A 12,449-nucleotide genomic window follows, 5' to 3' on the forward strand; every position below is an offset into this window, starting at 1 on the left:
GAATGTTAAAGAAAATTTTAATCGGGGTTGTAATTTTAGCAATAGTTACGGTTGCTAGTATGGTGCTGATGGTTGGATACGCAAATAAAATAAAAGGAAGCAACGAAAAGATACTTACAAGTAAAAATGCATCTCCTAAAAAGGCATTAATCATTTTTCAACCTTCATTATCTGATGTTACAAGTTTAATGGCAAATTCAATAGCCAAAGGACTAAATGATGAAGGTTATGAGGTTACATTGAATTATCCAGAAAAAGATCTAAAATATAATATATCAAAATATTCCATAGTGATTTTTGGTTCACCAAACTATGCAGGAAAACCACTTACAGTAGTAACAGATTATATGTCAAAAATAAAAGACCTTTCATCTAAGAAAGTTATAGCATTTTCAACTGGAGCAGATGCTTCGAAAAAAGATGAACTTGAAATTATGGAAAAGTCTCTTAATGGTACAAAGACATATAAAAAAGTAAAGTTTCTTTCAAGTTCAAAAAAGGAAAGTGAAAGTAAAGCTTATAATTTAGGTAAAGAATTATCGAAGGAATAGTGAAATTATGAAAAAACTTATGATGAAACTTCCCAATATCATAACATTACTTAGAGTAATATTATCAGTATTTTTAAATTTCTACATTGTTAAACATTTTGGTGATATGTTGATACCTATAATAATTACTTATATAATATTTTTAACTGATTTTTTAGATGGCAGGATTGCTAGATTTAATGGCAGTGTATCAAAATTAGGAGCTGTTTTTGATGTAGCTGCAGATTTATTGTACATTATCATTTCATATATGGTATTATATATTCTACATATTGTGCCATTGTGGTTTTTATTTGTTATATTATTTAAATTTGCAGAGTTTATTATTACTTCATATTTTATTAAAAAGACTTGCAGCAAAAAATCTATATTTATTTTTGATTTTTTAGGTAGAATTGCTGCTGAAATGTTTTATGTTATTCCTGTATTTTCTTATATAACTTTTCATATTATGAATGCTAGATATCTATATATAGTTTATTCATTTATGTACATTATAACTTTTGCTGCAATTGTTTCTTCTTCATACCGTATTTGGACTTGCATTGTAAGTTTGAAAAAATGTGAAGATAAGCTAGAAATTAATAAAGTTGGATAAGACATTCCTAGAAGGGAGCATTTAATTTATGAATATTCAAATTTTCGGAGTAAAAAAATGTTTTGATACAAAAAAGGCAGAAAGATATTTTAAAGAGAGAAAAATTAATTATCAATTTATTGATTTAAATGAGAAGGGATTAAGCAAAGGAGAACTTAAAAGTGTTAAAGAAGCTGTTGGATTAAACAATTTAATAAATACTAAAGCAAAAGAATATACAAGATTAAATCTTGATAAAATTAGAGACAGCAATATGAAAGAAGAAATACTTTTAAATAATCCTAAAGTTTGTAAAACTCCAATAGTACGTAACGGTAAACAAGCTACAGTAGGATATGAACCAGAGATTTGGAAGGAATGGGAGTAATATTATATTTCAACTTAAAAATAAAGCTATAATTAGTTTAGTGAGCTAATATGGCTTTATTTTTTTATTTAAAATTTGTTTTCCTATTTCTCAGCAAACTCTAAGGAAACTCTAAACTTAAATTAAGGTAAGTAATATAGAATATATTTATCGGATAACAACCTGTTATAATATTCCTGATTTTTAGAGAGGGAATAAGTAGAACCTAACGCTTTGGATAAAGATTTTTAAGAGCATAAGGTGAAGGTCTTTAGTATGGTATTAACAGCGATTTAAAATATATCAAAAGGGGGTACGAATAATATGTTTAATTCTAAAAATCTGCTTAGCATATTTTCAAAAAATATTAAGAAGGATGAAATGCTAGCCTGGAGGGAATTTTATTCTCTTGGAACCATAATACAATTGAGAGCATATGGAAATAAATCTGAAATAGCAATAAGTGAAGCTATGAAAAGAGTTAATGATATAGATGATAAAATGTCAGCATTTAAAGATTATAGTGAGCTTTCAAAAATCAATAGAAGTGCTGGTAAATGTTATGAGAAGGTTAGCTGCGATACTTATTTTGTAATAAACAAAGCAGTAGAATACAGTAGAATGTGTCATGGAACTTTTGATCCTACAATTAGGCCAATAGTGAATTTATGGAACATAGGTAAAGAAAATTTTAAAATACCAGATAAAAGTGAAATTGCAAATAATCTTAATCTTGTTGACTACAAAGATATATGCTTAGATGAAAAAGATGTTTCCATTAAGTTAAAAAAAGAAAATCAAAAACTTGATGTTGGAGGTATTGCCAAAGGTTATGCAGCAGATGAAGTTAAAAGAGTACTTGAAAAATACCATATAAAAAGTGCATTGATTGATCTTGGGGGTAACATACTTGCTGTAGGTAATAAAGTTGATGGAAGTAAGTGGAATGTTGGCATTCAAAATCCCTTAAAAGAAAGAGGAGAATTTGTAGGAGTACTAAGTGTTTCAAACAAGTCTGTAGTTACTTCTGGAAATTATGAAAGATATTCAATAAAGAATGGAAAAAGGTTTCATCATATAATAGATTCCAGAACAGGGTATCCTTCAGAAGGTGAAGTTATAAGTACTACTATAATATCTGATTATTCTATTGATGGTGATGGATTATCAACTGGAGTTTATATTATGGGAGTTAAAGATGGAATGGGATTAATAGAATCTATAAATGGAGTAGAAGCTATATTTATAACTGAAGATAAGAAAGTGTATACCTCATCAGGTATTAAAGATAAATTTAATATTACTAATATAGAATTTTCGTATGGAAAATAAATTTTGCAGGAGGAAAAACTATTATGAAGAAAAAAGTATCTAAATTACAAATATTAAGAAGCATAGTACAAATTATATGCTTAATTGTACTTCCAGGATTATTTACTTTAAGTTTTAGTGAAATTGGAAAACTTTATTCCATGATTATAAAGGGGAATTTTAATTTCGTTCAGGCATTACCAGGTTTAACTGCAGCAATTGCAGTACTTCCGATAACTATATTGTTTGGTAGATTCTTTTGTGGATGGGTGTGTGCTTTTGGAACCTTTAATGATTTTATATACATGGCATTTCAAAAGGTGTTAAAAAAACAATTTACAGTAAATGAACAAGTAGATTCTATTTTAAAATATGTAAAGTATTTGGTTTTAGCACTTATAATATGTTTTGTATGGACAATGGGAAATAGTACATTAAATAATTATAGTCCATGGAATGCTTTTGCACAAATAGGAAATTTCCCCAATTCCATATTTCAGTATACTTTTGGATTTATACTATTAATATTTATAGCAGTAGGTGCAATGTTTATTGAAAGATTTTTCTGCAGATATTTATGTCCTCTTGGAGCTATATTTTCAATAGTATCAAAAATTAGGATTTTTAAAATAAAGAAACCTAATGATAAATGCGGAAAATGCAGATTATGTACAAATAATTGTTCAATGGGTATAGAACTTTATAAGGTTAATAAAGTAAGTAGTGGAGAATGTATAAATTGTTTAAAATGTATAGACGTTTGTCCAAGAAAAAATACACAAGCAAGTGTTGCAAATCAAGAAATTAATCCAGCTTTTGCATCAGCAGTAGCAATAGCTGCTTTTACAGGATTATATGCTGCTAGTTCTGCATTAGGTGGTTCTGTTAAAAGTAATATGGCTGTAAGCACAAACACATCTAATAGTACAACTATTTCAGCTTCAAATAATGTGAATAATTCATCACAAGCACAATATAAGGATGGAACTTACACAGGTGTTGGAAATGGATTTAGACCTGACTTAAAGGTTTCTGTTACAGTTAAAAATGGTAAAATATCTGATATACAAATATTATCCCATAATGAATCTAGAGGATATTATGAAGAACCTTTTAATGTAGTACCTAAAGAAATAATAGAAACTCAGTCCACACAAGTAGATGCAGTATCAGGAGCTACAAGAAGTAGTAATGGAATAATGCAAGCAGTAGAAAATGCATTAAGTGGAGCAAAAGCAAATAGTAATTCAACAACAAGTACTAATAAATCAACAGATAACAGTAGCAATGATTCTGAAAATATAGAAAGTAATAGCACAAATGAAAGTCAAAATTCATCTTCTACAAGTAATAGTACATCTATAAGTTCAACTAAGGGACAATATAAAGATGGAACTTATACTGGGGTTGGCCGTGGATTTAGACCAAATTTAAAGGTTTCTGTTACAGTATCAGGTGGAAAAATAAGTAACATAGAAATAGTATCTCATAATGAATCTAGAGGTTATTATGAACAGCCTTTTGACATAGTTCCAAAGGAAATTATACAATCTCAATCAACTAATGTAGATACAGTTTCAGGAGCTACAAGAAGCAGTAATGGAATTATAAGTGCAGTAGAGGATGCACTAAGCCAGGCAAAATAGTCATTTTATAAAAATAATGTGACGCAAGGGGGCAGTGGAAGTTTGTATTTTAACTTTTAATCCATGATATATGGTAAGTATTTTATCACGGCTAAATATTTTAATTATTCTAAAGCTCGAAATTCTTGAAAGCCTAAGAACTTTGTCAAACTTGGTTACCTCAAACAAGACTAAAGTTCTAAGGCTTTCAAAAGTTTTGAGCTAAGAATAATACTAAAACAATTTAGCTAATGTGATGAAACACTTACCATATATTCAATGCAGACTCCAACTAAAAAGTTGTGTATCAATGTGCTTATTTTGTTAAAAGGTATATTAAAAGTTTGAATATAACTTTTAATAATTGCAAAAAATTATATATCCCTAGATTTGTTAACTATAAAGTTTTGTTATATAATTATAGATACATTAATATTTATAATTAGAGGGGGATACATAATGAAAAAGTCAGTAAAAGTTTGGATTACAGCTTTAACTTTAATGCTTCTAGCATTGTTTGCAGTAGGATGCGGCAATAAGCAAAGTGCTGAACAGCCAGCTAAAAAAGAAAAAATTAAAATAGCAGCTTTAAAAGGACCTACAGGCATGGGTATGGTTAAACTCATGGATGAAAATAAGGAAGATTATGATATTTCTATGTTTGATTCACCAGATCAAATAGTATCTAAAGTTGTAAATGGTGAAATAGATGGAGCAGCAGTACCTTCTAATTTAGCACCAATTTTATATAGTAAGACAAAGGGTAATATTCAATTAGTAGGAATAAATACCTTAGGAATTTTATATGTTGTTGAAAATGGAAGTACCATAAAGGATATAAAGGATTTAAAAGGTAAGACTATTTATGCCAGTGGAAAAGGCGGAACACCAGAATTTGCCTTAAACTACATATTAAAGAAAAATGGAATAGATACAGAAAAGGATGTTAAAATTGAGTATAAAGGACAGCATAGTGATGTAGCTGCATTAGTAGCTTCACAGCCAGGAACTATAGCAGTATTACCAGAGCCATTTGTAACTACTACAAAGATGAAGGTTAGTAATTTGCAAATTCCAATAGACTTGACGAAAGAGTGGGAAAAGGTATCTGGAACTGATAGTAAATTGTTAATGGGGACGTTAGTATTTAAAAAAGATTTTATAGATAAAAGAGGAAAAGATGTAGATGAATTCCTTACAAAATATAAAAATTCTGTAGACTTTGTAAATAAAAATAAAGCAGAAGCAGGAAAATTAGTAGAGAAATATGGAATAATGCCAAAAGCTAAAGTAGCAGAAATGGCTATTCCAAAATGCAACATAGTATTTATTAGTGCTAAAGATGGAAAAGCTTCTTTAAATAACTTTTATAAAGTTTTAAAAGAAAGTGATCCTAAATCCATTGGAGGAAAAATGCCTGATGAAAATTTCTACTACAAAGGAAATTAGAAAAATAAGTATATTAATATTTTGGATGTTAATTTGGGAGCTTTGCTCCCTTTTTGTTAATAATTCTTTACTACTTCCTTCACCTTTGGAAGTAATAGAAGTTCTAGTTCAACTTGTTAAAAAAATTTATTTTTGGCAGTGTGCTTTTAATAGCGTTTTAAGAGTTATAGCAGGTGTATCTTTATCCATAGGTATAGGCATATTCATTGGAATTATTGCAGCTACTAATAAATTTATTGAGGAATTGTTGGAACCCTTAATAGTATGCATAAAGGCTACTCCAGTTATGTCCATAATAATATTAGCTTTAGTTTGGTTTAAAGCTTCCAATGTAGTTATATTTACCAGTGTGCTAACATGTTTTCCTATAATATATACTAATGTATTAGAGGGAATAAAAGCTGTAGATAAAAACTTAATTGAGATGGCTAGCGTTTATAAAGTTAAAAATAAATACATAATAAAGGATATATATTTACCTTACATAAAGCATTATATTGTTTCAGGAGTTCTAATGTGTTTAGGTATGGGATGGAAAGTTTCCGTAGCTTCAGAGGTTCTAAGTATACCAAAGTATTCTATAGGCTTAAATCTTTTAAATGCAAAGTCAACTTTGGAAACTGCAGAGCTTTTTGCGTGGACAATTGTAATAGTAGCACTAAGTTTTATTTTTGAAATAGTATTTAAATATTATATAAAAGGACAAGAGGAATAATTTATATTATTAAAAATTTATTATGTAAAAGGTAAATAGTTATTTATAAACAAAATTATAAAAAATGATTAAGGGTGTAATTTATGGAGTACATAGATGATTACGAAGTAAAAATAAAAAACTTATGTAAGTATTATGATGAACATAAGGTTTTGGATAACTTAAATATAAATTTCAGAAAAGACAATATTACTGTGATTTTAGGACCTTCTGGTTGTGGAAAGACCACATTGTTGAATATTATAAGTGGCTTAATAAAAGCAGATAGCGGAGAAGTGATTTTAAATGATAAAGGGATATCTTATATATTTCAAGAAGATAGACTTATTGAGCAGCTTACAGTTTATGAAAATATAGCTTTTGTGCTAAAGTCTATAATGAATAAGGATGAAATGAATAGTGTTATAGATAAATATTTAAATTTGGTTAAGCTCACAGAATACAAGGATAAACTTCCAAGTAAGTTAAGCGGTGGAATGAAAAGAAGAGTAGCTATAGCTAGGGCTTTTGCGTATAAAAGCAAGTTGCTTTTAATGGATGAACCCTTTAAGGGATTAGATCAAAAATTAAAAAAAGAAATAATAGAGCAATTTTTAAAGCTTTACAAGCAGGATAAAAGAACAGTTATATTAGTAACTCATGATATGGAAGAGGCAAAGCTCTTGGGAGATGAAATTTACTCATTAGACAAATAATATAACTGAAAGAGAAGGTAAGGCTGTAAAAAATGAAGGGATTGTAATTTAGCTTTGAAGAATAATGATTATTATAGAAATGTAAAATACACTAAAACTTAATTATTAAGATTTAGTGTATTTATATATGATATAGGTAAAATACATATTATACAAATTGTATTTATAAACAGATTATACATAACATGTATTATAAAATTTTATTGCTTGAGCTCTATTTTTAGCATTGAGCTTGTTGAAAATGTTATTTAGATGTTTTTTTACTGTACTTTCTGATATGTATATTTTTTGAGATATTTCAATATTAGACATACCCTCTGCTACCAGTTGAAGCACTTCTTTTTCTCTTTTACTTAAAGGATCATTTGCGTCTAATTCTTTTGTATTACCAAAATCATTCATGGAGTTCATATATTTAAGTAATTTGCAAATATGACTCTTTGTTTCTTCATCTAATATTATATTTGAGTCGTTCAAATCTATAACTATATTTTTTATGTAATAAGCATAGTCAAAGAAAATTCTTTGATAATGTTTGGGAAATCCTATGTTTAAAGCTTGTTTTAAGTTTACCAAAGCCTCTTTTTTATCACCATTAGTATATTTAATTATTGACATTAAAATCAAAAATTCTATTTGACTTGTTAATCTTTTAGAATTAAAAATAGAATCTTTCATTTTATTTAATAAATCTATTGCTGAATCTAATTTATTCTCTTTAAAAAGAATAAATGCAACTGCAAAATGCTGGGACTCATATGCAAAATAATCTATACTTCTTTTTACAGGAAAAAATTTAAGCATCAAATTTTTAGCAATGTCCATCTTATCCATTTTATCTAACAGAATTACTATATGATAAATATTTAGAGAAAGTAAAAAGGTATTATTATATTTATTAACTAAATCATTTATTTTAAGAACTATATCAAAAGCTTCATCTGTTTTGTTTTGTTCAATTAGTATTTTTGAAAGAAGAGTATATTCACCAATTAAGTCATCATATTGATTGCTCATTAAAGTTAAATTAATAGCTTTATTTATATAATATAGCGATTTATCCAGGTCATTTAATTCATAATTGATTTTTGCAAGACCTTCATAAAATTCATCAGCTATATAATTTAAAGGTTTATCAGTATACAGTATTTTATTAAGATTATCTCTAAATATTTTGCCTGCTTCATACAAATTTCCAGCTAACAATTTATTAAGTCCAATTCTATATTTAGCAGTAAAATAAAGATAAATATTTTGTTTTTTATGAAGATATATAGTATATTCTTTATAATATGCTTCAGACTTATCAAAATCACCTACGAAAAAATAAAGATCTCCTAAACTTGCATTAGCAATTTCTTTGAATAATTCAAGAGTAGGCTGTGATTCAGTATAATTTTTTGCTAAAGATAATCCATACTCTAAATCAAGACGTACAATGGCACTTGCAACTCTAATAAAAAGTATTTCGTGAGAAAAATCCTTAAAATGATCACTATTAATATCAATTCCTTTTAAAAATAGTATGGATTCATCTCTGTCCAATTTTCCAGTTAAAGCCAAAGCAAGACAGTAGTAAATTACTATAGTAGGTTCTTTTAGAAGAATGTCTATTGGTAACTTTTCAACAACATAGATTAGTTTTATGAATTCTCCATTTGATAAAAAAATGTTTAAATTTTTTTCTAAGATTTCAAGACATTCTGCATATTCATGAATTTCTAAATAGTATTCAAAGGCGTCGATTTCCATATGATTTTTAGTACACCAATTAGCAGCTTTAACATATAAACTTTTTATAATACTAAAATCTTCTTTAAAAAGTTTATCTTTTAGGAAAGATTTTAACAGTGGATGATATTTTAAAATTCCTGTTTCGTTAGATTTAGTAATAATGTTGCTTTTAAGTAGAAATTCAAGTATATCTATGTTAGAAGCCTTGTCCACTAAATATGTACATAATTTATAATTTAAATTATTTAGGATAGATGTTTTAATCATAAAATTCTGTATATCCGTATCTAAATCATGGAATATTTCCCTATCAATATATTCATATATGGAATAATTGTTATTAAATATGTTTTCTATAGTGTGCATAAACAAACTTTTACCATGTAAATCTAGTGCTAATAATTTTAAAATACTTGGCCAGCCTTCTGCAAATGACGAAATTTGATTAATTTCTTTATTATCTAAATTGAGATTGTAAATTTCATTAAAAAAATATTTAGTTTCTTTAGAAGTAAATTTTAAATCATAAACATTTACTTCTAAAAAAGTGTTATTCAGTTTTAATTCACTAAACCCTAAAACTGGAAGAGTTCTTGATAACAAAATAAAATGCATATTATCAGGTATTAAAAAGTAGCTATTTATAGCTCTTTCAAAAATATTTTTTTCTTTAAGAAGTTCAAAATTATCAATTACTATAAATACATGTTTTTTAGCATTTAAAATACTTTCCATAAGCTCTGATAATTTTGAAAATAATAATTCACTATTATTAATGAATTGTTTTTTATCACTTATGGTCATAGATAGATATCTTTCTAATACTTCTATTATAGGATACCAAAAGTCAATGGCTTCACATTTATTCTTTTGTATATTTATCCATAGTGCATTTGAAGAATAATCATTTCTTTCAATCCATGATGAAACTAATGTTGTTTTACCATAACCTGCTGGTCCATGGATAAAGGTTAATTTTTTTGAAACAACTTGATCTAAAAGCTTAAACAAGTCATATCTAATTACTAAATCATCTTCATAACTTATTTCATCTATTTTATTAAGAATAGCTACTGCTGAATTCATTTTTTCCTCCTTGGCATAACTAATTATCATAGGTAACCTTTTTAATTATTGTAGGTAAATTTTTAATATTTATAAGGAAAATACCAAAAATATACTATAAAAAAGAAAGTTCCATATTAACTTTTACGCATTTAATAGTATACCAAAGAAGTACTTTTTTTGAAATAGAACCAAAGATGTACTTATAAAGAATTGGTATATATGAATATAGAACTTTTGGTTCCTAAAGAATAATTTTACTAATACACCTTAAATTAAACTTTTGGACAATATCTTCATGTTAAATTGAATGCTAATATAAGCACATACCAAAGAACACTACATTTCAAGGAGGAAAAAATATGTTAGTAGTAGGAAGAAAACAAGGCGAATCTATCATAATAGGTAATGATATAAAAATAACTGTAATGAAAAGTAATTCTGGTGCAACTAGGCTTGCTATTGAAGCACCAAAATATATGCCAATTTCTCGTGAAGAATTATATGCAGATTATAAAGACAAATTCGATTAGTTTTAAACAAATCATATGCAAGCAATGGGTGATTTTTAAACCATTGTTTACATATAATTTGTTCATTAAAGGTTTTAATAATAAGTACAAGCTTACATAGTGTTATATGAAATTTTTTAATAACCGATGTAATTAAGTTCATATTTAGAACCTATAAGTACAAATTACAATATTTAAACTAAAAAGAAAAAGTGGAACAGGGAAGTCCACAAAATTTAAGCTCACAGGGAGGGTTTTATAATGATAATTAATCACAATTTAAACGCAATGAATGCTCACAGAATGATGAATTCTAATATAGGTGCAGCAGGAAAGTCAATGGAAAAATTAAGCTCAGGTTTAAGAATAAACAGAGCTGGAGATGATGCAGCAGGTCTTGCTATATCAGAAAAAATGAGAGGACAAATCAGAGGCTTAGATCAAGCATCAAGAAACTCACAAGATGGTATTTCAATGATTCAAACTGCTGAAGGTGCTTTAAATGAAGAACATAGTATTCTTCAAAGAATGAAAGAATTAGCAACTCAAGCAGCCAATGGTACAAACACTAAAGAAGATACTAGTTCAATTCAACAGGAAATAAATCAATTAACTTCTGAAATTAATAGAATAGGAAACACAACTGAATTCAACAAGCAAAAAGTTTTACAAGGTGGAGACGTTGATACTAGTAAGTTAGGTACAGCAGCAAGTGCAGGAGCAGGTGCATCAGCAGGATCAGCAAAAGAAGCTGTGAAGGCAGCAGATGCTGCTTTAGCAAGTTCAGTAAATATGACATCAGATTTAAATAGTGGTATTAAAGTTAACGGACAAGCAGTAGCGCTTACTAATGTAAAAGCATTAAGTACATCTACTACTTATGATCTTAAAACTAATGGGGATAGTGTAGTTGATGCATTACAAAAAGATATTGATGCAGTATCAAGTTTAAAAGACAAATATAAAGTTTCAATAGATTCAGCATCAGGTAAACTTAGCATTAGTTCTGTAGGAAAAGGATCAACTGAAAAAGTTGATTTAACAGGTTCAGATACTGGAGTAGCAGGAAAACTTGGATTTACAACATTAACTTCTGTATCAGGATCAGATGCACCAGCAGCAACACCAAGTACAACAACACCAGCAAAAAGCCAATTTAAAACAGTATTACAAATAGGTGCAAATGAGGGACAAGCATTTTCAATAACTATTGGAGATATGAGAGCGGAAGCACTTGGAATTTCACAAAAAATAACAGCAGCATCAGCAGCAGGATCATCAAAAGGAGCAGCAGGATCAGCAAAAGAAGCTGTGAAGGCAGCAGATGCTGCTTTAGCAAGTTCAGTAAATATGACATCAGATTTAAATAGTGGTATTAAAGTTAACGGACAAGCAGTAGCGCTTACTAATGTAAAAGCATTAAGTACATCTACTACTTATGATCTTAAAACTAATGGGGATAGTGTAGTTGATGCATTACAAAAAGATATTGATGCAGTATCAAGTTTAAAAGACAAATATAAAGTTTCAATAGATTCAGCATCAGGTAAACTTAGCATTAGTTCTGTAGGAAAAGGATCAACTGAAAAAGTTGATTTAACAGGTTCAGATACTGGAGTAGCAGGAAAACTTGGATTTACAACATTAACTTCTGTATCGGGATCAGATGCACCAGCAGGATCAGTATCAGTGTCAACATCAACAGCATCAACTGCTACAGCTAAAAAAACACATGGTAATAGTGGTGAGATAAGTGTTACAGATCAAACAAAATATACTGGGAAATCAGATGCAACATGGAAAATAGTAAATAATGGAACTAAGTTTACTATTGATAAAGGTGATGGA

The 12,449-nt window shown here is 28.1% G+C and carries 10 protein-coding genes and 1 pseudogene; 10 read left to right on the forward strand and 1 reads right to left on the reverse strand.

What is annotated here, in order from left to right:
• Nucleotides 1–2: 2 nt before the first annotated feature.
• The 8 genes from HBE96_RS03860 (at nt 3) to HBE96_RS03895 (ending at nt 7,290) form a co-directional block, all read left to right on the forward strand.
• Nucleotides 3–551 carry a flavodoxin family protein gene (locus HBE96_RS03860; protein ID WP_169296446.1) on the forward strand — a complete coding sequence of 183 codons (549 nt, stop codon included), beginning with the start codon at nt 3–5 and terminating at the stop codon, nt 549–551.
• Nucleotides 552–558: 7 nt separating this feature from the next.
• Entirely contained in the window at nt 559–1,149 is a 591-nt protein-coding gene (locus HBE96_RS03865) for a CDP-alcohol phosphatidyltransferase family protein (RefSeq protein ID WP_169296447.1), read from the forward strand.
• 28 nt (nt 1,150–1,177) lie between these two features.
• On the forward strand, nt 1,178–1,516 hold the full coding sequence (locus HBE96_RS03870) for an arsenate reductase family protein (protein ID WP_169296448.1): 339 nt from the start codon (nt 1,178–1,180) through the stop codon (nt 1,514–1,516).
• Between the two features lie 303 nt (nt 1,517–1,819).
• Entirely contained in the window at nt 1,820–2,827 is a 1,008-nt protein-coding gene (locus HBE96_RS03875; protein WP_243186830.1) for an FAD:protein FMN transferase, read from the forward strand.
• Between the two features lie 23 nt (nt 2,828–2,850).
• Nucleotides 2,851–4,452 (forward strand): FMN-binding protein, encoded by a 1,602-nt coding sequence (locus HBE96_RS03880; protein WP_169296449.1) that lies wholly within the window; start codon nt 2,851–2,853, stop codon nt 4,450–4,452.
• Nucleotides 4,453–4,890: 438 nt separating this feature from the next.
• Complete coding sequence (locus HBE96_RS03885; RefSeq protein WP_169296450.1) at nt 4,891–5,880, forward strand: ABC transporter substrate-binding protein; 990 nt, start codon at nt 4,891–4,893, stop codon at nt 5,878–5,880.
• Nucleotides 5,852–6,595: an ABC transporter permease gene (locus tag HBE96_RS03890; RefSeq protein WP_169296451.1), complete on the forward strand. Its 744-nt coding sequence runs from the start codon at nt 5,852–5,854 to the stop codon at nt 6,593–6,595. The genes HBE96_RS03885 and HBE96_RS03890 overlap by 29 nt, the downstream gene beginning before the upstream one ends.
• Nucleotides 6,596–6,678: 83 nt before the next feature.
• Nucleotides 6,679–7,290, forward strand: coding sequence for an ABC transporter ATP-binding protein (locus HBE96_RS03895; RefSeq protein ID WP_169296452.1), 612 nt, complete (start codon nt 6,679–6,681; stop codon nt 7,288–7,290).
• A 174-nt stretch (nt 7,291–7,464) separates the two neighbouring features.
• Here the strand turns inward: HBE96_RS03895 and HBE96_RS03900 are convergent, their stop codons facing one another.
• Complete coding sequence (locus tag HBE96_RS03900) at nt 7,465–10,110, reverse strand: LuxR C-terminal-related transcriptional regulator (protein WP_169296453.1); 2,646 nt, start codon at nt 10,108–10,110, stop codon at nt 7,465–7,467.
• Between the two features lie 341 nt (nt 10,111–10,451).
• On the opposite strand from HBE96_RS03900, the gene HBE96_RS03905 reads away from it, so the two are divergent.
• Entirely contained in the window at nt 10,452–10,622 is a 171-nt protein-coding gene (locus tag HBE96_RS03905; RefSeq protein ID WP_169296454.1) for a carbon storage regulator, read from the forward strand.
• A gap of 240 nt (nt 10,623–10,862) precedes the next feature.
• Nucleotides 10,863–11,313: pseudogene (locus tag HBE96_RS26940) on the forward strand (flagellin N-terminal helical domain-containing protein); the annotation flags it as partial.
• Nucleotides 11,314–12,449: the final 1,136 nt, after the last annotated feature.

Source organism: Clostridium muellerianum (assembly GCF_012926525.1).
Lineage (GTDB): Bacteria > Bacillota > Clostridia > Clostridiales > Clostridiaceae > Clostridium_AM > Clostridium_AM muellerianum.

Excerpts from the sequence above, each read along its gene's own strand:
- HBE96_RS03860 (WP_169296446.1), top strand. The coding sequence starts at position 3 with ATGTTAAAGAAAATTTTAATCGGGGTTGTAATTTTAGCAATAGTTACG.
- HBE96_RS03865 (WP_169296447.1), top strand. The coding sequence starts at position 559 with ATGAAAAAACTTATGATGAAACTTCCCAATATCATAACATTACTTAGA.
- HBE96_RS03870 (WP_169296448.1), top strand. The coding sequence starts at position 1,178 with ATGAATATTCAAATTTTCGGAGTAAAAAAATGTTTTGATACAAAAAAG.
- HBE96_RS03875 (WP_243186830.1), top strand. The coding sequence starts at position 1,820 with ATGTTTAATTCTAAAAATCTGCTTAGCATATTTTCAAAAAATATTAAG.
- HBE96_RS03880 (WP_169296449.1), top strand. The coding sequence starts at position 2,851 with ATGAAGAAAAAAGTATCTAAATTACAAATATTAAGAAGCATAGTACAA.
- HBE96_RS03885 (WP_169296450.1), top strand. The coding sequence starts at position 4,891 with ATGAAAAAGTCAGTAAAAGTTTGGATTACAGCTTTAACTTTAATGCTT.
- HBE96_RS03890 (WP_169296451.1), top strand. The coding sequence starts at position 5,852 with ATGAAAATTTCTACTACAAAGGAAATTAGAAAAATAAGTATATTAATA.
- HBE96_RS03895 (WP_169296452.1), top strand. The coding sequence starts at position 6,679 with ATGGAGTACATAGATGATTACGAAGTAAAAATAAAAAACTTATGTAAG.
- HBE96_RS03900 (WP_169296453.1), bottom strand. The coding sequence starts at position 10,110 with ATGAATTCAGCAGTAGCTATTCTTAATAAAATAGATGAAATAAGTTAT.
- HBE96_RS03905 (WP_169296454.1), top strand. The coding sequence starts at position 10,452 with ATGTTAGTAGTAGGAAGAAAACAAGGCGAATCTATCATAATAGGTAAT.